This is a genomic window from Streptomyces vietnamensis (assembly GCF_000830005.1).
Lineage (GTDB): Bacteria > Actinomycetota > Actinomycetes > Streptomycetales > Streptomycetaceae > Streptomyces > Streptomyces vietnamensis.
Genome location: NZ_CP010407.1, coordinates 5,555,352 through 5,577,388, shown reverse-complemented (window position 1 = coordinate 5,577,388; position 22,037 = coordinate 5,555,352). Strand labels below are relative to the sequence as shown.

20 protein-coding genes are annotated in these 22,037 nt (G+C 73.2%); 5 read left to right on the top strand and 15 right to left on the bottom strand.

Annotated elements, in window-relative coordinates:
• Positions 1-11: 11 nt before the first annotated feature.
• Positions 12-1,121, bottom strand: coding sequence for an SDR family oxidoreductase (locus tag SVTN_RS25190; protein WP_041134234.1), 1,110 nt, complete (start codon positions 1,119-1,121; stop codon positions 12-14).
• Positions 1,122-1,335: 214 nt separating this feature from the next.
• Between SVTN_RS25190 and SVTN_RS25185 the strand changes: the two genes are divergently transcribed.
• Positions 1,336-2,766 carry a zinc-dependent metalloprotease gene (locus tag SVTN_RS25185; protein ID WP_041131147.1) on the top strand — a complete coding sequence of 477 codons (1,431 nt, stop codon included), beginning with the start codon at positions 1,336-1,338 and terminating at the stop codon, positions 2,764-2,766.
• The gene (locus SVTN_RS25180; RefSeq protein WP_041131146.1) at positions 2,763-3,287 is read left to right on the top strand and encodes an NUDIX hydrolase; all 525 of its coding nucleotides are present in this window, start codon (positions 2,763-2,765) and stop codon (positions 3,285-3,287) included. Before SVTN_RS25185 ends, SVTN_RS25180 begins: the two co-directional genes overlap by 4 nt.
• 49 nt (positions 3,288-3,336) lie before the next feature.
• On the opposite strand, the gene SVTN_RS25175 is transcribed toward SVTN_RS25180, so the two are convergent.
• The 4 genes from SVTN_RS25175 to SVTN_RS25160 form a co-directional block, all read right to left on the bottom strand.
• Positions 3,337-4,092, bottom strand: a complete 756-nt coding sequence (locus SVTN_RS25175) for an AIM24 family protein (RefSeq protein ID WP_041131145.1) — start codon at positions 4,090-4,092, stop codon at positions 3,337-3,339.
• A 19-nt stretch (positions 4,093-4,111) separates the two neighbouring features.
• Complete coding sequence (locus SVTN_RS25170) at positions 4,112-4,792, bottom strand: AIM24 family protein (RefSeq protein WP_041131144.1); 681 nt, start codon at positions 4,790-4,792, stop codon at positions 4,112-4,114.
• Between the two features lie 11 nt (positions 4,793-4,803).
• On the bottom strand, positions 4,804-6,507 hold the full coding sequence (locus tag SVTN_RS25165; protein ID WP_041131143.1) for a TerD family protein: 1,704 nt from the start codon (positions 6,505-6,507) through the stop codon (positions 4,804-4,806).
• A 144-nt stretch (positions 6,508-6,651) separates the two neighbouring features.
• On the bottom strand, positions 6,652-7,227 hold the full coding sequence (locus SVTN_RS25160) for a M48 metallopeptidase family protein (RefSeq protein WP_041131142.1): 576 nt from the start codon (positions 7,225-7,227) through the stop codon (positions 6,652-6,654).
• 243 nt (positions 7,228-7,470) lie between these two features.
• Between SVTN_RS25160 and SVTN_RS25155 the strand changes: the two genes are divergently transcribed.
• Positions 7,471-8,754 (top strand): TOMM precursor leader peptide-binding protein, encoded by a 1,284-nt coding sequence (locus SVTN_RS25155; RefSeq protein ID WP_041131141.1) that lies wholly within the window; start codon positions 7,471-7,473, stop codon positions 8,752-8,754.
• A 41-nt stretch (positions 8,755-8,795) separates the two neighbouring features.
• On the top strand, positions 8,796-10,145 hold the full coding sequence (locus SVTN_RS25150; RefSeq protein WP_041131140.1) for an ABC1 kinase family protein: 1,350 nt from the start codon (positions 8,796-8,798) through the stop codon (positions 10,143-10,145).
• Here the strand turns inward: SVTN_RS25150 and SVTN_RS25145 are convergent.
• The 6 genes from SVTN_RS25145 to SVTN_RS25125 all read right to left on the bottom strand — a co-directional run bounded on the left by SVTN_RS25145 (position 10,142) and on the right by SVTN_RS25125 (position 14,692).
• Positions 10,142-10,813, bottom strand: coding sequence for a class I SAM-dependent methyltransferase (locus tag SVTN_RS25145; RefSeq protein WP_041131139.1), 672 nt, complete (start codon positions 10,811-10,813; stop codon positions 10,142-10,144). The genes SVTN_RS25150 and SVTN_RS25145 overlap by 4 nt on opposite strands.
• Before the next feature lie 28 nt (positions 10,814-10,841).
• Complete coding sequence (locus tag SVTN_RS25140; RefSeq protein ID WP_041131138.1) at positions 10,842-11,024, bottom strand: hypothetical protein; 183 nt, start codon at positions 11,022-11,024, stop codon at positions 10,842-10,844.
• A 98-nt stretch (positions 11,025-11,122) separates the two neighbouring features.
• Positions 11,123-11,446, bottom strand: a complete 324-nt coding sequence (locus SVTN_RS25135) for a hypothetical protein (protein WP_041131137.1) — start codon at positions 11,444-11,446, stop codon at positions 11,123-11,125.
• Positions 11,443-11,811 carry a WhiB family transcriptional regulator gene (locus SVTN_RS25130; protein ID WP_041134233.1) on the bottom strand — a complete coding sequence of 123 codons (369 nt, stop codon included), beginning with the start codon at positions 11,809-11,811 and terminating at the stop codon, positions 11,443-11,445. The genes SVTN_RS25135 and SVTN_RS25130 overlap by 4 nt, the downstream gene beginning before the upstream one ends.
• Positions 11,812-11,983: 172 nt before the next feature.
• Positions 11,984-12,340 carry a hypothetical protein gene (locus SVTN_RS42370; RefSeq protein WP_099055227.1) on the bottom strand — a complete coding sequence of 119 codons (357 nt, stop codon included), beginning with the start codon at positions 12,338-12,340 and terminating at the stop codon, positions 11,984-11,986.
• A gap of 171 nt (positions 12,341-12,511) precedes the next feature.
• Positions 12,512-14,692 (bottom strand): ATP-dependent DNA helicase UvrD2, encoded by a 2,181-nt coding sequence (locus SVTN_RS25125; protein ID WP_167352212.1) that lies wholly within the window; start codon positions 14,690-14,692, stop codon positions 12,512-12,514.
• Positions 14,693-14,849: 157 nt separating this feature from the next.
• On the opposite strand from SVTN_RS25125, the gene SVTN_RS25120 reads away from it, so the two are divergent.
• A complete protein-coding gene (locus SVTN_RS25120; RefSeq protein ID WP_041131135.1) occupies positions 14,850-15,107 on the top strand; it encodes a mycoredoxin in 258 nt (85 codons plus the stop codon).
• Positions 15,108-15,166: 59 nt separating this feature from the next.
• Here the strand turns inward: SVTN_RS25120 and nudC are convergent, their stop codons facing one another.
• The 4 genes from nudC to SVTN_RS25100 are packed head-to-tail and all read right to left on the bottom strand — an operon-like array spanning position 15,167 to position 21,966.
• Positions 15,167-16,135, bottom strand: coding sequence for an NAD(+) diphosphatase (gene nudC, locus SVTN_RS25115; RefSeq protein WP_041131134.1), 969 nt, complete (start codon positions 16,133-16,135; stop codon positions 15,167-15,169).
• A 35-nt stretch (positions 16,136-16,170) separates the two neighbouring features.
• Complete coding sequence (locus SVTN_RS25110) at positions 16,171-17,586, bottom strand: dipeptidase (protein WP_041131133.1); 1,416 nt, start codon at positions 17,584-17,586, stop codon at positions 16,171-16,173.
• 10 nt (positions 17,587-17,596) lie between these two features.
• The gene (locus SVTN_RS25105) at positions 17,597-21,040 is read right to left on the bottom strand and encodes an ATP-dependent helicase (RefSeq protein WP_041131132.1); all 3,444 of its coding nucleotides are present in this window, start codon (positions 21,038-21,040) and stop codon (positions 17,597-17,599) included.
• Positions 21,041-21,099: 59 nt separating this feature from the next.
• Entirely contained in the window at positions 21,100-21,966 is an 867-nt protein-coding gene (locus SVTN_RS25100) for a hypothetical protein (protein WP_041131131.1), read from the bottom strand.
• Between the last annotated feature and the right edge of the window lie 71 nt (positions 21,967-22,037).

Genomic DNA, 22,037 nt, shown 5'->3' with positions numbered 1-22,037 from the left:
CACCGCCCCTCCTACAGGCCGCGCCGCTTCCGCATCTGCCGGACCAGGGCCGCCGTGCCGAGCAGCGCCACCGTCGCGCCGGCCGCGCCGGCCGCCGTCGCGTCCTTGCGGCCCAGGCGGCGGCCTGCGACCGTGTGGCGGCCCTCGACCTCCTCCAGGAGCGCGGCGAGGACCTCCTCGTTCGTCCACTTCGGGCGCCAGCCGGCGTCGTGCAGCCGTCCGACGCTCACCACCCAGGGGTGCATGGTGTAGGCGAGGTCGCCCGCCGGGGACGGGGTGAGCCCGATCCGGTGGAGGCGGGCCGCCGTGCCGAGGGCGACCGCGGAGGGCAGCTCCATGCGCCGGATCCCGGAGAGCTCCTCGACCTCCTCCTGCTCCAGCCAGCCCTCGCAGCCGACGGCGAACTCCCCGTCGACCTTCTCCAGGGCCGCGTACTCCAGGGCGCTCACCAGGTCCTCGACGTGGCAGAACTGCCAGGTGGGCCGGGAACCGGCGACGACGAGCAGCCGGGGCGACTCGAAGTATCGGGTCAGCGCCGTGTCCGTACCGCCCACGAGGACGGCGGGGCGGACGACCGTGACGTGGAGGCCGGGGTGGGCGCGGGGGGCGCGGCGGCCGAGGCGCTCGATCTCCAGCATGTCGCCGACGCCAGTGGCCTCCGCCGTCGCCCTGAGCTCGGCGTCCTCGGAGAGCGGGATGTCGTTGTCGGGCAGGGCGCCGTAGACCATCGCGGAGGTGCAGAGCACCACCCGGTGGACCCCGGCCGCCGCGGCGGCGGTCAGGACGGTCTGGGTGCCGCGCACGTTGTAGGCCGTCCGGGCGGCGGGGTCGGTCTCCAGGTCGAGGTCGACGGCGAGGTGCACGACGACGTCCGCGCCGCGCAGCTTCTCGGCGATCGCCGGGTCGCGCACGTCGAGGATGTGCCACTGCGCCTCGGCGACCTCGCCCCGGCGCTCGTCGATGGCGACGACCCGCTTGATCTCCTCGGAGGCGGCGAGGCGCCTGGTCAGCAGGTCACCGACGCCGGAGGCGGCACCGGTGACCGCGACGACGGGGCCGCGCACGGCGGACCGGCTTGAGGGGTTTCGCGCTCCGCGAACCTGTGGATCTGGGGAACTCACCGGGCGTCTCCAGCGGTTGTCTTCAGTACGCACGCGCATGACGCGTACGGACCAGGTGGCGTCCATCCTGCCGCAGGGCACGGCCCGGCGGAGCACCGAGCCCATTTCCGGCCCGGATGTCTACGCTGGTGGTGTGCGGGGCCTGTCTGGACAGGCCCTGGTCGGGCAGTCGCCGTCGGCAGGAGGCCGGCGGCCCTACGAGCCGAGGAAACCTGTGAGTGACACCCCATTCGGATTCGGCCTTCCGCCGGAGGAGCCGGAGAACGGCGACGAGGGCAAGAAGAAGGACCCCGCCGGAGGTGGCCAGGGGTCCGGCGGCAACCCGTTCGGCGCGAACCCGTTCGGCTTCGGCGGGCTGCCCGGCATGGGCGGTCCCGGTGGCGCGGACAATCCGTTCGCCGCGATGTTCGGCTCCCTGAACCCCAACGATCTGGGCGCGGCCTTCCAGCAGCTCGGGCAGATGCTGAGCTACGAGGGCGGTCCCGTGAACTGGGACATGGCCAAGCAGATCGCCCGCCAGGTGGTGGCCCAGGGCACCGCCGACGGCGTCAAGGACGCCAGCGTGGGCCCGGCCGAGAAGTCGGCGGTCGAGGAGGCCGTGCGCCTCGCCGACCTGTGGCTGGACCAGGTCACCTCGCTGCCCTCGGGTGCGGGCACGGCCGTGGCGTGGAGCCGCGCGGAGTGGGTCGAGGCGACGCTGCCGGCGTGGCAGCAGCTGGTGGACCCGGTCGCCGAGCGGGTCGGTTCGGCGATGGGCGACGTCCTGCCGGAGGAGATGCAGGCCATGGCCGGCCCGCTGATCGGCATGATGCGCTCGATGGGCGGCGCCATGTTCGGCCAGCAGATCGGGCAGGCCGTGGGCGCGCTGGCCGGTGAGGTCGTCGGTTCGACGGACGTCGGTCTGCCGCTGGGCCCGGCCGGGCGTGCCGCGCTGCTGCCGCTGAACATCGAGGCCTTCGGCAAGGACCTGGGCGTGCCCTCGGACGAGGTGCGGCTCTACCTGGCCCTGCGCGAGGCCGCGCACCAGCGTCTCTTCGCGCACGTGCCGTGGCTGCGGGCGCACCTGTTCGGTGCGGTCGAGGGGTACGCGCGCGGGATCAAGGTCGACACCTCGAAGCTGGAGGAGGCGGTGGGTCAGCTCGACCCGACGCATCCGGAGCAGCTGCAGGAGGCGCTCCAGCAGGGCATGTTCCAGCCGGAGGACACCCCGGAGCAGAAGGCGGCCCTGGCCCGTCTGGAGACGGCGCTCGCGCTGGTCGAGGGCTGGGTGGACGCGGTGGTCCACGAGGCCGCCAAGTCTCGTCTGACCTCGGCGGACGCGCTGCGCGAGACGCTGCGCCGGCGCCGGGCCTCGGGCGGTCCGGCCGAGCAGACCTTCGCGACGCTGATCGGTCTGGAGCTGCGTCCGCGGCGGCTGCGGGACGCGGCGCGCCTGTGGGCCTCGCTCACCGACGCGCGCGGGGTCGACGGCCGGGACGGTCTGTGGGAGCACCCGGACATGCTGCCGACGGCGACCGACCTGGACGACCCCGACGGCTTCGTGCACCGCGAGCACCTGGACTTCTCCGAGCTGGACAAGATGCTCGGCGAGGCGGCCAAGGGCGAGAGCGGCGAGAGCCCGGAGGACGGGGACACCCAGAAGTGAGCCTGCACGACGACGCGGTCCTCGTCCTGAAGGGGTACGAGGACCAGCCGGAGCTCCGCGATGTCTACCTGGACCATCTCGCCGAGCACCCGGACGGCATGTACAAGCCCTGCGGGGCCGGGCATCTGACCTCCAGCGCGCTGGTGATCGACCCTTCACGCGGGCGCGTGCTGCTGACCCTGCACAAGAAGCTGGGCATGTGGCTGCAGATGGGCGGCCACTGCGAGCCGGGGGACGCGACGGTGGAGGAGGCGGCGCTGCGCGAGGCGACCGAGGAGTCCGGCATCGCGGGTCTGACGCTGCTGCCGGGCGGCCCGGTGCGCCTCGACCGGCATCCGATCCCGGCGCCGTGCCACTGGCACCTGGACGTGCAGTACGCGGCGCTCGCCCCGGCGGACGCGGTGGCGGAGATCAGCGAGGAGTCGCTGGACCTGCGCTGGTTCGCGTACGAGGACGTGGCGGGTGTGGCCGACACGTCGGTGGTGGAGCTGCTCAAGGGCACGCTGGCGCGGCTGGCCTAGGGCATGGCGGAGGGGGCGGTCGCCGTGGCGGCCGCCCCCTCTCCCGTACTCAGTTCCAGGCGTTGTTCTGGTTCTGGGCGTGGGCGCCGTGCTGGCCGGCGCCGAACTGGGCGGCGATGCCCTGTCCGATGGCGGCGTTCTGCGGGGGCATGACCTCGCTGGGCTGGACGAGGGCGAAGCCCTGTCCGAGGAAGCTGAGCTCCCAGCCCTCGCCCGTGTTGCCGCGGCGGCGCATGACGCTGGAGTTGGTCGTCTGCGCCTGCATCTGGACGCGCAGCCCGGTGGACCAGGCGACGATGGCGTCCGCGTCGACGCTCACGTACTTCTCGGGCGTGACCTGCATCATCAGCGGCTGCCCGGAGGTCATCAGGGCGACCTTGCCGCGGCCGGAGATGTTGAGCTGGTACTTGCCGGTGCCGGAGACGCCGTACTGGCTGTCGACGGCGATGACCTCGGTGTGGAGGGTCGAGTCGAGCGCCAGGACGTAGGCGCTGTCGACGGTCAGGCCGTCCTGCTCGACCTCCACGATGTGGACGTGCTGGGCGAGGTTGGCGAAGTAGACCGTGCCCTGGCCGGAGCAGCGCATCAGGTCCAGGCCCTCACCGGTGCGGGCGCGGGCCCGCCGCTGGTTCGGGGTCTGGTACTCGCCGTCGAAGTCGATGAGTCCCTGGTACGCGACCATGGCGCCCTTGCGGGCGAGGACGTCGTCCTGCCCGGTGAGGCTGACCCGCAGGAGCTGCGGGTTCTGGATGACGTACCGCTCCTGGCTCTGCTGTTCGGCGTGGTTGAAAAGCGGGCTCTGCATGGTGTGTTCTCGCTCCCCCTCAGCCCCGGACCCGCAGGCGGTCGGTGCTGTCCTCGCTCGGCTGTACGACGACGATGCCCTGGCCCGAGAAGGCCATCTGGTAGGCCTCGCCGCTGCCCCGCCCGATGAGGGAGGAGGCCTTGAAGCTGCGCTTGCCCTTGACCTTGAGCGCGGGCGACCAGGCGACGAGCGCGTCGGGGTCGACGTACGTCTCGTCCTCGCCGCGGCCGCAGTCGACGACGATCGGCGTGCCACGCGAGGTGAGCGCGACCCAGCCGGTGCCGGCGATCTCCACGTTGAACAGTCCCTGGCCGGCGAACTTGGCGAGGCCCTTGACCCGCTCGACGCCCCACTGGAGGTGGGCGTCGAAGGCGAGCACGTTGGTGCCGTTGACCGAGATCGAGTCGTTCTGGAGGTTGATGACGACGACGTCGGCGCCGTAGTCGGCGAGGTAGAGCAGTCCGTCGCCGGAGCACTTCATGATGGGCGCGCCCTCGCCGGTGGCCCACTGCTGGGCGACCTGGCGGACGGCGGGCGGGTTGGGCTCGTAGCTGATGAAGCCCTCGTAGGCGACCATCGAGCCGGTCCGGGCGTACAGGTCCTGGCCGGAGGCCATGGCGACCTTGAGCATGGTGCGGCCGTGGTTCTCCATCCGGGCCGCGACGGGGGTCGGGGCGTAGCCCGCGAGTTGCTGGTTCATGACGGGCTCCCTCAGACCTCGTAGGGCTGGACGACGATGAAGTTGCCGGGGGCTCCCCGGAACTGGAGGTTCACGGTCTCCCCGCTGTGGCCCGGGTAGGCGTTGCGGCGCAGCCTGACCTGGCTGGAGAGGATGACCTGGGACGCGGACGACCAGGCGACGACGGCGTTGCAGTCGGCGAAGGTCGTCGGCGTGACGGGCAGGACGACGGGGACGCCGTGGGTCTTCACGACGACGGTGCCGGTGCCCTGGAACTGCATGGTGAACAGGGCGCCGCCGGGGATGCCGTGGCCCTCGATGCGCCGGACCTCGTACTGCAGGGACTCGTCGAACGCGAGGACGTTCTCGGCGGAGACGCAGATGCCGTCGCCCTGGAGCTCGATCGGGTGCAGGTGCGCGCCGTTCTCGGCGAGGAAGACCTGGCCGCGGCCGGTGCAGCGCATGAGCTGCATCTCCTGGCCGGTGGCGTTGCCGACGATCCGGCCGGCGAAGCCCGCGCCCTTGTAGCCGAAGTCGACCTTGCCCTGGTACATGACCATGGAACCCTGCCGGGCGAGGACGGGGACGCCGCCCATGGCGAGGTCGACCCGCATGAGCTGCTGGTTCTGCGGGGTCCAACGGGCGCCGGTGGCGGTCTCCTTGTACGGCGCGAGCGCGGCGGCGAGGCCCGCGCCGGTGGCCGGCACGCCCTGCGGGACGCCGGGCTGCTGCCCGTACGCCGGGGGCTGCTGCCCGTAGGGGGCGGGGGCGGGCTGGCCGTAGGGGGGCGTCTGCTGCGGCTGCCCGTACGGGGCCTGCGGCGGCTGGCCCTGACCGGGGTACTGGCCCGGGACCTGTCCGGGGTACTGGCCGGGCGGCTGTCCCGGGACCTGGCCGTACGAGGGCTGCTGCGGCGGCTGCCCGTAAGGGGCGGGGGCCGGCGCGGGCGGCGGCACGGGGGCCGGGGCCAGGGGCGCGACCATCGTCGGCTGCGTGTGGACCGGCTGCATGGGCGCCGGCGGGACGGGCACGGGCGGGACGGGCGCCTGCGGGGCCGGCGGCGCGCCGAACGCGGGCGCGGGGGCCGGCGCGGGCGCGGGGGCCGGCGCGGGCGCGGCGGGGACGCCGAACGCCGGGGGCGCCGAGGCCTGCGGCGGCGGGGCGAAGCCGGGGGCCGCGGCCTGCTGCGGCGGGGCGGCCGGCTCGTCCTCGGCGACCTCGCCGCCGAAGTTCCGCAGGAGCGCCTCCAGGCCTCCGTCGAAGCCCTGGCCGACGGCGGCGAACCGCCACACGTCCTTGAGGTAGAAGTCGCCGAGCATCACCGCGCGTTCGGTGGAGAACTCGGCGCCCGTGAACGCGTACCGCGCGACCTCCTCGCCGCCCGCCACGATCCGCAGGTGACCGGGGCCGATCTGCGACATCTGGCCGGCGCCGTCGATCGTCGCGGTGAACGACAACTTGTGGATGTTCGCGGGGATGCGGTCGAGGGTGACGCGGAAGGACTCGGTGTCACCGGACTGCGCGCCGAGCAGCTGGATGGACTCCTCGGGCGACTTCGGCTGGTTGAAGAAGACGAAGTAGCGGTCGTCGGAGAGCCGCTCGTCCGCGTCGAGCCCGAAGCAGCTGATGTCGAAAGTCAGTCCGGGCGCCGCGATCTGCACGCCCACGTACAGATCGGTCCCCGCGGTCAGATCACTGATCTTGGCCTTGTGGCCGCGTTGGAATTCCCTGGCCATGCGTAACGACCGTCCCCCATCCCGAATGGCGAATGCTCGCGCCAGGCTAACCGCTGGGCACGACATTGAGACAGGTGAGGTCGTATCCGGTGTCGTATTCGGTACGGAATCAGGAAACCCGAGCACGCGCGCGTGGCGGTGCCGTCAGTCCTCGCGGGCCTCCGGAAGGTGCGGCAGGCGTCCGGCGGCGACCACGCCCTCCAGGTAGCCGCGGGCCCGCTCGGTGCGGGGGTACGCCTCCAGGAGCCGCCAGAACCGCGGACCGTGACCGGGGACCAGGAGGTGGGCCAGTTCGTGCAGGAGGACGTAGTCGACGACGTACTCGGGCATGCCCTGGAGCCGGTGGGAGAGGCGGATGCTGCCCTCGGAGGGGGTGCAGGAGCCCCAGCGGGTGTTCTGGTTGGTCACCCAGCGGACCGAGCCGGGGCGGGCCCGGCCGCCGAAGTACTGCTCCGAGAGGTGCAGCGCCCGCTCGGTGAGCTCACGGTCGCCGAGGACGCTCCGGCTCTCCTGGGCGGCGAGCTTGTCGAGCATGACGCCCACCCAACGGCGCTCCTCCGCCTCCGACATGCGGGCCGGGATGAGCACGATGGTCCGGTCGCCCTCGCGGTAGGCCGAGACGGATTTCCTCCGCCGTGGGCTTCTGCGGACCTCGACCGCACTCGTCCCCGCCCCGCGGGGCGGTTCGCTGGTCACGCTGCGCTGTGGGTCGGCGGGCACGGCCCCGACGTTACCCGCTGCCGGCGGCGGAAGTCCCGCCTCGGGAGTGGTTTCGGGAACGATCCGACCCGACCGCGCACCATTTGAATGACTAATCCCCTGGCCTGTGGACAACTTTCGGCACCGGTCACGGCGACGGGGCATTCTCACTTCGGGCGGCGGAATGTCGCTGTCGATCATGAATGCGGTCACGGGCGAGGACGGACGTCGAGGACGGACATGGGGACGAACGGGGGCGGGGAAATGCATCCGATGGTGAAACCGGCGCTGCGGAGGGCGTGGCGGAATCTGCGGTACGTCCAGTTCGGCGTCGCCCCCGCGCACGCGGTGGTGCTCGGCCCGGTCGGCCAGGAGACGGGGGCGGTGCTCGGGCTGCTCGACGGCACCCGCGGGACCGCGCTGCTGAGGGCCGAGGCACGGGCGCTCGGCCTCCCGGACGGACGGCTGGAGGCGCTCCTCGGCCGGCTCGAGTCGGCCGGGCTCCTCACGGACGCCGCGACCGGGCGGCCCGGGAAGGCGGGCCCGGCCGCCGGCGCGGTGGACGTGGCCCTCGATCCGCTCCGCGCGGACCTGGCCTCCCTCTCCGTGGTCCACCCCGAGCCGGAGCGGGCGTCCCGGACCCTGGCGGCCCGACGGGCCCTGCGCGTCCAGGTCCGCGGCGCGGGGCGGGTGGGGGCGACGGTGGCGGCGCTGCTCGCGGCGGCGGGGGTGGGCTCGGTCGAGGTCCTCGACTCGGGCCGGGTCGAACCCTGGGAGACGGCCCCGGGAGGGCTCCCGACGGAGACGGTCGGCGAACGCCGGGCTACGGCGGCGCGGCGCCTGGTGGGGCGCTGGACCCGGGAGCCCGGCCGCGCGGCTCTCGGTGGTACCGGAGTGCGGGGCGGCCACGGAGCGCCCGGGCGGACCGGCGGATCGCACGGCCCGAGCGGCGGCCCTGGCGGATCGCACGGCCCGGGCGGATCAGGCGGCCCAAGCGGCAGCCCGGGTGGCGGCCCGGGCGGATCGGGTGAAGGTCGGGGTGGGCCCGGGTTGTCACTCGTCGTGGTGACGCCGCGGGACGGGCTCGGCGCGTACGTCCCCGATCCGGTCCCCGCCGAGCCGTGGATCACCACCGGCACCCCTCACCTCTACGCGGGCGTCCTGGAGGCGACGGGGACGGTCGGGCCGCTCGTCCTGCCCGGCGGCACGGCCTGCGCGCGGTGCCTCCAGGAGGAGCGGACGGACCGGGACCCGGTGACGCCCCGTCTCCTCGCCCAGTGGCGCTCCGGCGCCCCGCACCCGCTGCCCGCCTGCGACCTCGGCCTCGCCACGGCGGTGGCGGGACTGGCCGCCGCGCACGCGCTGGCCTTCCTGGACGGGGACCTCCCGGCGAGCACGGGCACCCGTTGGGAGACGTCACTGCCGCTGCTCGAGTGGCGGTCGGAACGGCTGAGACCGCACCCGGCCTGCCCCTGCGGGGCGGCGCGCGGAGCAGAAGGGGAGCGGACCTCGGCGGCCGGCAACGCGCACGACACAATGGCGGGGTAACGGCCCTGCGCGGCACGACACTCTGGGTTTTGGAGGGGCGTATGTCTGATCTTCCCCGGAAGGCGGTCACCCGGACCGCCAAGTTGGCCGCGTTGCCCCTGGGCTTCGCGGGCCGGGCCACCTGGGGTCTGGGCAAGCGGATCGGCGGCAGATCGGCGGAGCTCGTCGCCCGCGAGCTCCAGCAGCGCACGGCGGAGCAGCTGTTCAAGGTGCTCGGCGAGCTCAAGGGCGGGGCCATGAAAATGGGTCAGGCCCTGTCCGTCTTCGAGTCGGCCCTGCCGGAGGAGGTCGCCGGGCCGTACCGGGCGGCGCTGACGAAGCTTCAGGACGCGGCCCCGCCGATGCCGACGCGCACGGTGCACGCGGTCCTGGAGGAGCGCCTCGGCCCCGAGTGGCGGGAGCTGTTCCTGGAGTTCGAGGACAAGCCGGCCGCGGCGGCCTCGATCGGACAGGTGCACCGGGCCGTGTGGCACGACGGGCGCGAGGTCGCGGTGAAGGTGCAGTACCCGGGCGCGGGGGAGGCACTGCTCTCGGACCTGACGCAGCTGAGCCGCTTCGCCCGGCTGCTCGGTCCGCTCATCCCGGGCATGGACATCAAGCCGCTGATCGCCGAGATGCGGGACCGGGTCTCCGAGGAGCTGGACTACGCCCTGGAGGCGGAGGCCCAGCGGATCCACGCGGAGGAGTTCGCGGACGATCCCGACGTGGTGGTGCCCGCGGTGGTGCACCAGTCGGACCAGATCCTCGTGACCGAGTGGATGGACGGGATCCCGCTGGCGGAGGTGATCGCGGACGGCACGCAGGAGCAGCGGGACCGGGCGGGCCAGCTCCTGGCCCGCTTCCTCTTCTCCGGTCCGGCGCGCACGGGTCTGCTGCACGCCGATCCGCACCCGGGGAACTTCCGGCTGCTGCCCGGTGCCGACGAGGACGAGGGGCCGGAGGGCTGGCGTCTTGGCGTCCTCGACTTCGGCACCGTGGACCGGCTGCCGGGCGGCCTGCCGGAGACGATCGGCACCTGTCTGCGGATGGCCGTGACCGGGGAGGCCGAGACGGTCTACGAACTGCTGTGCGCGGAGGGCTTCGTGAAGGAGTCCGTCGCGCTCGACCCGGACGCGGTCCTGGAGTACCTGCTGCCGATCATCGAGCCGGCCGAGGCGGAGGCGTTCGTCTTCACCCGCGGCTGGATGCGCACCCAGGCGGCCCGGATCGCCGACCCCCGCTCCCCCGCCCACCAGTTGGGCAAGCAGCTGAACCTGCCGCCCTCGTACCTGCTGATACACCGTGTGACCTTGAGCACCATCGGGGTGCTGTGCCAGCTGAACGCGACGGTACGCCTGCGGGGCGAACTCGCCGAGTGGCTCCCGGGCTTCGAGGAACCGGATCCCGTCTAGGAGCCGGGGTCGGGCTTGCGCCAGACGAGGGTGTAGCGCCAGAAGAGCCGGCGGCGGATCCGGGCACCGGGGAGGATCCTCCCCGCCACGAGGGCGATCTCGGCCAGGGTCTCCTCGGCGTCGCGGGTCGCCGCGGTCATCGCCACGGGCCGGGGCGCCGGGCGGCCCCGGTTCCGGAGCCAACCGGTGGCGGCGTTGAGGGGGATCGAGAGCAGGCCGAGGAGGTGGTCGCCGGCGGTGTCGGGGCGGGCCAGGCCGAGGACGACCAGGGTTCCGCCGGGGGCCAGCCGGTCCCGGAACCGCGCGAGGGCCGGGGCGAGCGGCAGATGGTGGAGGGTCGCGAGGCAGGTGACGGCGGTGTGGGAGCCGTCGTCCCCGGTGTCGGCGAGGGCGTCCTCGACGGCGAAGGTCACCCGGGTGCCCGGGGCGGTCAGCTCGCGGGCGCGGGCGACGATCGCCGGGTCGGCGTCGACGGCACGGACGGCCGTGGCGCGGGTGGCGAGGAGCCGGGCGAGGTCGCCGCTGCCGCAGCCGACGTCCAGGGCGCGGTCGAGACGGCGCGGCAGCTGCCGCAGGATCCACCGGTGGTAGTGGGCGTTGTGGTCCCAGGGGTGGGCGGCGTTGAACCGTTCGAGTGCGCGCAGGACGCGATCCGTGAGGGCTGCCATGGCGGCAGTCCATCACAGGCGGTGCGGCTCACCACCAGGAGGAGTCGAGGCGGCCCTCGATGGAGCGGATGTTCTCGCGGGCGCACTCCTCGCAGAAGTACTCCCGGCGGCCGTTCTCGACGGAGCAGGTCCAGGTCAGCGGGAGGGTGTCGGCGGTCCTGCCGCAGCGGGCGCAGGTGACGGGCTCCTGGGGGACGCGGGCTTCGTTCACCCTGACGACGATAACTCGGCGTGGGGGCGTGAGGGGGCAACGCGCCGCGGGGGCCGGTCCGTTCGGACCGGCCCCCGCGGAGGGCATCACGGCGATGCTCAGTGCATGACGGCCATGGCGAGCGCGCGGCGGGCGCGCAGCGAGACGCGCTCGGCGCGGCGCTGCATGCGCCGGGCGGCGACCAGGCGCACGGCCTGGCGTTCCGCCTCGGCCTCACGCTGTCGCTCATGCATATGGGCACGGGCCAGGGCTTCTGGGGCGAGTTGCATTTCACGGGTCCTGTTCTGACGCGCGGTGTGCGCGGCGGCGGGGGAGAAGACTGGGGTCGCGGAGCCGGCGGGCTCGCTGGTGGAAGAGGTCATCGGGGCCTGCTTCTGGGGATCGTGCGTGAGGGGGCGGTCGATGGTTCCGGTGGCGCTCATGCCGCGACCGGGTTCTTGCGCGGACGGCCACGGGGCCGCTTGCGGGCGACGACCACGCCCTGGACGAAGAGCTCGCCACCCCAGACGCCCCAGGGCTCGCGGCGCTCCTTGGCGCCCGCCAGGCAGGCCGCCACGAGCGGGCAGGTCTGGCAGAGGGACTTCGCGTACTCGACGTCGGCCGGGGACTCCGCGAAGAAGACCTCGGGGTCGTAGGCGCGACAGGGTACGGGTACGCCGAGGTTCTCGATGGCGTCGTCGAGCGCGGTGAGCGCGGTGAGGGGGGTCAAAGCGGGGTCCTCCGTGAGGCCGGGCAGGGAGTTCGATTCGGAAGGCGGTACGGACGGGGCGTGCGCTTCGAGTTGCACGGTGGTCATTCCTCGTCTGGTCGTTCCGGCCTGTTGGCCGGGGTTTCGGCTGGTACCGGGTTGTTGCTTCCCGAGGCTCCTTCGTGCCGTCGTCCCCGTTCGGGGACAAACAGAAGGGCCGCGGATCCCGGGTGGGGTTCCGCGGCCCTGAAGGCGCCGGTCTGATCATGGATCAGACTGGATCACTCCAGGGTTCGAGCCCACGGAAGGCCCACATCGTGTGGTGGTGCGTCGTCGTCTGCTGCTGGGTTCCGGCACCGGTCGCCGCAAAGCCATAGGCCGTGGCCTTGCCTGCTGCTCCTGCTTCCAGTGCCTTGGTCGGTCGCTCATTGCGCGGAGCCACGGCGGCCGCACCGAGACCGGAAAGACCGGTGACGGGCAGGCCGGCGACGGGCAGACCGGTGCCAATGAGAGCCGAGGCGGAGAGGCCGAGCGAGCAGGCGGAGACGACCGAGCGATCGGTCATTTTGGCCATGCCGACGAAGCGGACGGTGCTGGCGGAGCTGGTCTGAATGATGGTGCTGATCACTGGAATCGCCTCCTCTCGGCGTCTCGGAGGGCTCGGGTGCGAGCCGGACCCTCATGTGTAATTGGACAAGTACAGCACGAAGACAGGGCTTCGAAGAAGCGCTGTTTCCGTGGTTAAGAACCTATGGGGCTTGACGGGGCGGGCGCAAACTATTTTTCCGACGAGTTTTCCTCAGACCTCGTCCTCGCCCGTCCCGCCCTCCTCACCTGCGCAGATGGCCAGGACCTCGGCTCCGAAGCGGTCGAGCTTGCGGACGCCGACGCCGGCGATCGAGGAGAGCTCCCCGTCGGTGGTGGGGACGCGCTCGGCGATCGCCATGAGCGTCTTGTCGGTGAACACGCAATAGGCCGGCTGGCCGAGCTCCCTGGCCTGTTCCGATCGCCAGTCCCTGAGCCGCTCGTACAGGCCCTCGTCCATGTCCGAGGGGCAGTCCTCGCAGCGCATCAGCTTCATCGCGCCCGCCTCGGTGAGGGTGGCGCCGCAGACCCGGCACAGGACGGGGCCCCGCGGCTTGCGCCGGACGGGGCCGCTCCCCCGCTCGACGAAGCCGGCACCGCCGCCGGAGCCGACGGTGCCGAGGGAGCCGGAGCCGGGCCGCAGCCCCTTGAGGAAGCGGCTGGGGCGCCGGTTGGCGCGGCCGCCCGGGGAGCGGGAGAGCGCCCAGGAGAGCGTGAGGTGGACGCGGGCCCGGGTGACGCCCACGTACAGCAGGCGCCGCTCCTCCTCGACCTGCTCGTCGGTCTTGGCGTAGGTGATGGGCATCATGCCCTCGGTGAGGCCGACCAGGAAGACGGCGTCCCATTCGAGGCCCTTGGCCGCGTGCAGGGAGGCGAGGGTGACGCCCTGGACGGTCGGGGCGTGCTGGGCGGCGGCCCGCTCGTCGAGCTCGGCGACCAGGTCGGAGAGGGTGGCGCCGGGCTTGGCGCGGGCGAAGTCCTCGGCGAGCCGGACGAGGGCGGCGAGGGACTCCCAGCGGTCGCGGACGGCGCCGGAGCCGGCGGGCGGCGTGCTGGTCCAGCCCTTGGTGGAGAGGACGGCCCTGACCTGCGCGGGGAGGTCCTCGGCGTCGTCGAGGAGGGAGTCGTTGCCCCCGGCGCGGGCGGCGCCGCGCAGGGCGATGCCCGCCTCCCGCACCTCCTGGCGCTCGAAGAAGCGCTCGGCGCCGCGGAGCTGGTAGGGCACTCCGGCGTCGGCGAGGGCCTGCTCGTAGACCTCGGACTGGGCGTTGATCCGGTAGAGGACGGCGATCTCGCCGGCCGGGACGCCGGCGGCGATGAGGTCGCGGATGCGGCGGGCGGTGCCCTCGGCCTCGGCGGGCTCGTCGGCGTACTCCGTGTAGACCGGCTCGGGGCCCGGGTCGCGCTGGGAGATCAGCTCCAGGCGGTGCTCGGCGGCCCGGCCGCGGGCCTGGCTGAGCAGCCCGTTCGCCAGGTGGACGACCTGCGGGGTGGAGCGGTAGTCGCGGACCAGCTTGACGACCGTGGCGGCCGGGTGGCGGGTGCGGAAGTTCAGCAGGTGGTCGGGGGTGGCGCCGGTGAAGGAGTAGATGGTCTGGCTGGCGTCGCCGACCACGCAGAGGTTGTCGCGGTCGCCGAGCCACAGGTCGAGCAGCCGCTGCTGGAGCGGCGAGACGTCCTGGTACTCGTCCACGACGAAGTGCTGGTACTGGCGGCGGATCTGGTCGGCGATGTCGTACCGGTCTTGGAGGATGCCGACGGTGAGCAGCAGCACGTCCTCGAAGTCGATCACCGAGCGGTCGCGCTTCAGCTGCTCGTACATGGCATAGATCTGGCCGATCTCCGCCGGGTCGCGGGGGGCCTCCCTGACAGACTTGGCGACGGCGGCCGGGTAGTCGGCGGGGACGGTCTGGGTGACCTTGGCCCACTCGATCTCGCTGGTCACGTCCCTGAGCTCGTTCCGGTCGAGCCGGATGCGACAGCGGGCCGCGGCGTCGGCGACCAGCTGGATCTTCCGCTCCAGGAGCCGGGGCAGATCGCCACCGACTGCTTTCGGCCAGAAGAACTGGAGCTGGCGGAGGGCCGCGGAGTGGAACGTACGGGCCTGGACACCGCCCGCGCCGAGCTGCCGCAGCCGGCCGCGCATCTCGCCCGCGGCGCGGTTGGTGAACGTGACGGCCAGCACACTGGAGGGCTGCAGGATGCCCGCCCGCACCCCGTACGCGATGCGGTGGGTGATGGCCCGCGTCTTGCCCGTACCGGCTCCGGCGAGGACGCACACCGGTCCGTTCAGGGCAAGGGCGACCTCGCGCTGCTCGGGGTCGAGCCCGTCGAGCACCGCGTCGGCCGTCTCCGGGACCTGCGGGAAGAGAGTGGAGTGCGTTGCTGCTGTCACCCCGCCATGCTGCCAGGTCGGGCGGGGTCGGTGCGGAGGACTGTCCACAGGCACGTGCCGCCGGTCATACGAATTCCGGGAATGGCCGGGCCGGGGCGTACGTTCTTCCTCTCGGCACCGACACGGACGCCGATACCGACCAGAGGAGCGCCAGGCCATGCAGGGCACTGTGACGATGTACAGCACGACGTGGTGCGGCTACTGCCGCCGGCTGAAGAGCCAGCTGGACCGCGAGGGCATCGCGTACACGGAGATCAACATCGAGCAGGACCCGGACTCGGCCGCGTTCGTCGAGAAGGCCAACGGCGGCAACCAGACCGTCCCGACCGTCCGCGTCGTCCCGACGGCCGGCGGCGACGAGGTCGTCATGACCAACCCGAGCCTGGCCCAGGTCAAGCAGGCCCTCGCCGCCTGACCCGATGACATGGAGAAGCCCCCGCCGCGGCGGGGGCTTCTCCATGTCGGACCACTTCGTCAGACGACGTCGCCCGGCTTCGGGAGGGGCTTGCCGTACCAGCGTTCGATCAGGCGGGAGGCGATCGAGATGCCGTACGGGGGGAGGACCTCGCCGGACTCGAAGGCGGCGGCCAGGTCCTCGCGGGAGAACCAGCGGGCCTCGTGGATCTCCTCGCCGTCCACGTTGATCTCGGAGGACGTGGCCCGGGCGAAGAAGCCCAGCATCAGGCTGGACGGGAACGGCCAGGGCTGGCTGGCGATGTACTCGACCTCGCCGACCGTGACACCGGCCTCCTCGAAGACCTCGCGGGCCACCGACGCCTCGATGGACTCGCCCGGCTCCACGAAGCCGGCGAGGGTCGAGAAGCGGCCCTCCGGCCAGTGCACCTGGCGGCCGAGCAGCGCCCGGTCCTGGTCGTCGGTGACCAGCATGATCACCGCGGGGTCGGTGCGCGGGTAGTGCTCGGCGCCGCAGGCCTGGCAGCGGCGGACGTGACCGGCGGCCGCGACGACCGTCCGCTCGCCGCAGCGCGAGCAGAAGCGGTGGAGGCGCTGCCAGTTCTCCAGGGCGACGGCATGGACCATGAGGCCCGCGTCCCGGTCGGAGAGGAGCAGGCCCGCTTCCCGCAGCCCGGCCGGGCGTGCCGACTGGTCCATGCGGCCGGGCAGGGAGTCCTTCTGGAGCGCGAAGTACGAGACGCCGTCGGCGTCCGTGCCCAGGAAGTAGCGGTGGGTCTCGGTGACCGGGGCCTCGAACGCCGGGGTCATGACCAGTTCGGTCGTGCCGTCGGGGCCGTCGTCGATCAGCACCTGCCCGCCCGAGACCACGAAGACCCGGGTCGTGGGGTGGCTCCAGGCCGCCGCCAGCCACGCCTCGTCGAGGCGGTGGTGGGCGGCGCGGTCGATGCCGCTCGGGGCGGTGAGCGAGATCGGGCGGTCCGCCGGCGCGTGCGTCGGGCTGCTCGACGCGTTCTTCAAGGTGCTCACAGGTGCTTCCAACTCCCCCGGATCGGTGTGTGGGTTCAGCGCGCGGTCTGGAGTGCGGCGGGCAGGTCGCTCCACAGGTGCGCGGTCGTCTCGACGCCCTTCATGAGGAGATCGAGTTCGATCTTCTCGTTGGGGGCGTGCCAGCCGTCGGACGGGACGGAGATGCCGAGGAACAGGACGGGTGCTCCCAGCACGTCCTGGAGGTCGGCGGCCGGTCCGGAGCCGCCCTCGCGGGTGTAGCGGACCTTGGCGCCGTCGAAGGCCCTGCTCATGGCCCCGGCCACCGCCTTGAGGGCGGGGTGGTCGAGGGGGGTGAGGCAGGGGCGGGTCGGGGCGCCGAAGACGATCTCGTACCGGATGCCGGCGGGGACGAGTCCGGCGAGCCAGTCCCGTACCGCGAGCTCGATCTTGGCCGGGTCCTGGCCCGCGACCAGCCGGAACGACAGCTTCAGCTGGGCGGAGGCGGGGACGATCGTCTTGCCGCCGGGGCCCTGGTAGCCGCCGCCGATGCCGTTGACCTCGGCGGTGGGCCGGGCCCACACCCGCTCGAGGGTCGTGAAGCCGGCCTCGCCGAGGGTGCCGTGCGACTTGGCCGTCCGCAGCCAGGCCGCCTCGTCGAAGGGCAGCTCGGCGACGAGGGCCCGCTCGGCCTCGGTGAGTTCCGTCACCCCGTCGTAGAACCCGGGGATCGCCACGTGCTCGTGCTCGTCGTGCAGGGCCGCGACGATCCGGCCGGCGACGGTCGCCGGGTTCGGCACGGCGCCCCCGAAGGAACCGGAGTGGATGTCCTGGTCGGGGCCGTACAGCTCGATCTCGCAGTCGGCGACCCCGCGCATGCCGGTGCACACGGTCGGGGTCGTCTCGGACCACATGCCGGTGTCGGAGACGATCACGGCGTCGGCGGCGAGGCGGTCCGCGTGCGCCTCGACCAGCTCCCGGAAGTGCGGCGAGCCGGACTCCTCCTCGCCCTCGATCAGCAGCTTGAGGTTCACGGCGGGCGCGGTGCGGCCGGTGGCGGCGAGGTGCGCGCGGACGCCGAGCGTGTGGAAGAACACCTGCCCCTTGTCGTCGGCCGCCCCGCGCGCGTACATCCGGCCGTCGACCACCGTCGGCTCGAACGGGTCCGTGTGCCAGCCGTCCTCACGGGCCGCCGGCTGCACGTCGTGGTGGCCGTAGACGAGCACCGTCGGGGCGTCCGGGTCCCCGGCCGGCCACTCGGCGAAGACGGCGGGGGCGCCGTCCGTCTCCCACACCTCGACCGCGGTGAAGCCGGTCTCCGTGAGCTTGGCGGCGAGCCACTCGGCGCTGCGCCGTACGTCCCCGGCCCGGTCCGGCTGGGCCGACACGGAGGGGATGCGCAGCCACTCCGCGAGGTCGCCGAGGAAGGCGTCGCGGTGCTGCTCGATGTACGTGCGTACGGCGTGGACGGCGTTGTCCGGGGTCTCGCTCATGGCTCCGAGCCTATCCGGCGTCCGGGGGTGCCCCACCCAGCAGGATCGCCTCGAGCTCGGCACGGCCGGGCAGGCGGGTCGGCCGGGCGACCTCACCCGTTCGGACGTACACGAAGGCGGCGGCCACCTCCTCGGGCGCGAGGCCGTGCTGCTCGGCCCAGGCGAGCCGGTAGATCGCGAGCTGGAGCGGATCCGCGGAGCGGTCCCGGCTGGTCTTCCAGTCCACGATCTCGTACGCGCCCGAGTCCGGGTCCCGGTAGACGGCGTCGATCCTGCCCCGCACGACCCGGCCCGCGAGGGAGAGGTGCACGGGGACCTCGACGCGGTACGGGGTGCGGTGGGCGTACGGGGTGCGGGCGAAGGCCTCCTTGAGCTCGTCGAGGTCCCGCTCGTCGAGGATCTCCGGTTCCCCCGCGAAGTCCTCGCCGCCGGGCAGCTCCTCCGGGCCGAGGAACGGCAGCGGGAGCTCCTCGAAGCGGGACTCCACCCACGCGTGGAAACGGGTGCCCCGCCGGGCCGCCGGCTGCGGCGCCTTGGGCATCGGCCGGGCCAGCTCCTGGGCGAAGCCGTCGGGGTCGGCGGCGAGGCGCAGGACCTGGGAGGCGGAGAGGTAGGCGGGGAGGAGGACGTCGCGGGTGGTCGCGCGGGCGCGCTTGAGCTCCGTCGTGAGGGCGGTGAGGTCTCGGTCCCAGGACGCGATGGTCTTCGTGTCCTCGGGGGTGAGTTCCCTGTACGGCTCCGAGGGCCGGGGCTCTTCCCGGGGCGCCGGGATCGCGTCCTTGTGGAGGTCCTCCGGGAGTTCCTCCTCGTCCCAGATGGGTTCCTCTTCGTCCGGCCAGAGGTCCTCGGGGTGCGGGTCCTGGGAGTCGGGCGCCGTGCTGGTGGGGTTGTGCCCACCCTCCCCCAAGCTCTCGGCTTCGCTCGAGCAGGGGGCACCCCCCTCGCCCTGCGGAACGTATGCCCACAACCGGTTCGACACGGCCTCCGCCGCCTGCCTGCGGCGCTTGAACGACTCCTCGTCCAGCGGCAGTGGCCAGGCCTGGTCCTTGGCCGCCTCCGTCAGGGACGGGTTCTGTGCGTCCTCCTCCGGTTCCTCCGCCCAGGCCTCGATCTCGCCGTGGCCCGCCTCGCAGTGGGCGTACAGCGCCTGGAGGAAGTCCGAGGGGCCCCGGGGCTTCTTCTGGGCCGGACCCCACCAGTGGGCGGAGCCGAGGAGGAGGGAGCGGGGGCGGGTGAAGGTGACGTAGCCGAGGCGGAGTTCCTCGGTGTGCTGGTGGTCCCGCATCGCGTTCTTGAAGGACGTGAGGGACTTGGCGTCCCAGGTGTCGATGTCCGGCAGGGTGGCCGCGTCGCCGCGCAGGGCGTGCGGGAGGACCTGGGGCTGCGAGGTCCACGACTCGCGGGCGCGTGCACTCGGGAACTGGCCGGTGACCAGGCCGGGGACGGCGACGACGTCCCATTCCAGGCCCTTGGACTTGTGGGCGGTGAGGACCTTCACGGTGTTCTCGCCGCCCGGCAGGGCGTTGTCGAGGCCCTTCTCGAACTGGACGGCCGTGCGCAGGTAGCCGAGGAAGGCGAGGAGGCTGGCCTCGCCGTCGAGGGAGGCGAAGCCGGCGGCGATGTCGAGGAAGTGGCCGAGGGTCTCGCGGCGGCGGGCCGCGAGCGCGTGCGGGGAGGCGGAGAGCTCGACCTCCAGGCCGGTCGCGGCGAGGACCCGGTGCAGCACGTCCATGAGGGGGTCGGCGAGCGAGGTGCGCAGGGCGCGCAGTTCGGTGGCGAGGCGCGCGAAGCGGACCCGGGCCTCGGCGGAGAAGGCCAGGCCGTCGTCGGTGCCGCCGGAGTCGAGGAAGGTGTCGAGCGCGTCGGCGAGGGAGACGACCTCGGCCGGGTCGACGCCCTCGACGGCGGCGGCGAGCCGCTGCTCGGGGTCCGTCTCCTCGCCGCCGCGGTGGACGAGGAGGCGGGCGCGGCGGCCGAGGAGGGCGAGGTCGCGGGGGCCGATGCGCCAGCGGGGGCCGGTGAGGAGGCGGACCAGGGCGGCGTTGGCCCCGGGGTCCTGGAGGACCTCGCAGACGGCGACGAGGTCGGCGATCTCGGGCAGGTGGAGGAGGCCGGAGAGGCCGACGACCTCGACGGGCACGTCACGGGCGACGAGGGCCGCGTGGATGGCGGGGAAGTCGGTGGCGGTGCGGCACAGGACGGCGATCTCGCCGGGCTCGCGGCCGGTGCGTACGAGGTGGGCGAGGGAGTCGGCGAGCCAGTCGATCTCCTCGGCGTGGGTGGGGAGGAGGGCGATGCGGACGGTGCCGTCCTGTTCGGCGCCGGGCGCGGGGCGCAGCGCCTCCACGCCCGCGTGCATGGCGCGCAGGGGGGCGGCGAGGCCGTTGGCGAGGTCGAGGAGGCGGCCGCCGCTGCGCCGGTTCTCGGAGAGGGAGTAGCGGCTCGCGGGGCTGCCGTCGGCGTGCGGGAAGTGCTCGGGGAAGTCGTCGAGGTTGGCGACGGAGGCGCCGCGCCAGCCGTAGATGGCCTGGCAGGGGTCGCCGACGGCGGTCACGGCGTGTCCGGTGCTCCGGCCGGCGGGGCCCTGGCCGAAGAGGCCGGAGAGCAGCAGCCGCTGGGCGACGGAGGTGTCCTGGTACTCGTCGAGGAGGACGACCTTGAACTCCTCGCGGAGGATCGCGCCGACCTCGGGGCGGGTGGTGGCGAGCTCGGCGGAGCGGGCGATCTGGTCGCCGAAGTCGAGCAGGTCGCGGGAGCGCTTGGCGGCGCGGTAGCGGCCGACGAGGTCGAGGAGTTCGCGGCGGGCGGCGGAGGCCTCGGGGACCTTGCGCAGCTCGGCGTTGCTGAGCTTGGCGCCGGCGAGGGCGTCGAGGAGCTCGGAGTCGTACGCGAGGAGCCGCTCGGGCGGTACGAGGTGCTCGGCGAGCTCCGCGTCGAGGGCGAGCAGGTCGGTGATGAGGGTCGGGAAGGAGCGGGTGAGCGCGGGATACGGGCCGGGGGCCTCGCGGAGCACGCGCGCGGCGAGCTGGTAGCGGGTGGCGTCGGCGAGGAGCCGGGAGGTGGGCTCCAGGCCGATGCGGAGGCCGTGGTCGGTCAGGAGCTGCCCGGCGAAGGCGTGGTACGTGGAGATGCGGGGCTCGCCCGGAGGGTTGTCCGGGTCGATGACGTCGGGGTCGGTGACGCCGGCGCGGACGAGGGCGGTGCGGACGCGCTCGGCGAGTTCGCCGGCCGCCTTGTTGGTGAAGGTGAGGCCGAGGACCTGCTCGGGGGCGACCTGGCCCGTGCCGACCAGCCAGACCACCCGGGCGGCCATCACCGTCGTCTTGCCGGAGCCGGCTCCGGCCACGACGACCTGCGGGGCGAGCGGCGCGGTGATGCAGGCCGTCTGCTCCGGGGTGAACGGGATGCCGAGCAGCTCCTTGAGCTGCTCGGGGTCGGTGATGCGCGCGGTCACCGGAAGAGGCTAACGGGGCCCACCGACACTCCGGCCCCGTACGCCTCCGACCTGGGGCGTTACGCGGGCGCGCCGCCGTCCAGCTTGGAGAGGTCCACCGTCTCGTCGGCCGGCGGGGCCTTCACGTGGACCGGCTTGTCGTAGTCGGAGAGCACGATCGCGCCGGGCTCCTTGCCGCCCTTCTTGACCATCTTCAGGATGTACGTCTTGCCCCGCTCGGAGACGGACACGGTGGTCGTCTCGCCTCCCGGCTTCTTCTTCACCAGGGTCGCGACGGGGGTCCCGCCGACCTTGGCGTCCGGGCCCCGGGTCAGTCCCCTGCGCTGTTCCTTGTCCTTGTCCAGGTCGGCGAGGAGCGACTTCAGGTCGCAGACGCCGCCGAGGTCCTCGCTGCCCGCCTGTCCCGGGGCGATCTTCAGCCAGCGGTCCTTGATCAGTTCGAGGGTGGCCGTGATCTGCGGTTCGGGCATGCCCTGGGAGGCCATGGAGGCCCGCCAGAAGTCCTCGTCGCCCTTCATGTAGGTGATGTGGTCGAGCCGGCGCAGTTCGGCGGTGCCGTCCTTGATCTTGATCAGGCCGGTGCACTCGTCCTTGTCGTTGACGGAGAAGTCGATGCCGAGCGGCTGTCCTTCGCTGACGACCTTGCCGGTCATCCGCAGGGAGGTCGCGGACTGTGTGGCGGTCACGGCCCGCTCGCCGATCTCGTCGGGGGTGAGGCCCGCGAACGGGTCCGGGGAGGGGGAGGGTGCGAGGACCGCCGCGCCGGGTGCGAGGGCCGCCGCGCCGGGTGCGAGGGCCGCCGCGCCGGGTGGGACGGCTGCCGCCTGGCCTGCGGTCGCCGCCCGGGCCGCGAGCGGCGCGGGCCCCGTGACGACGACGGCGGCACAGACGACCGCCGCGGCGCGGAGCTTTCGGTGGGACGCCATGCGAGCCTCCTCGCGTTCCCGGACACCCCTGTCCACCAGGGTCGCCCCGCGCGCGCGTGCCCGCTACTCCG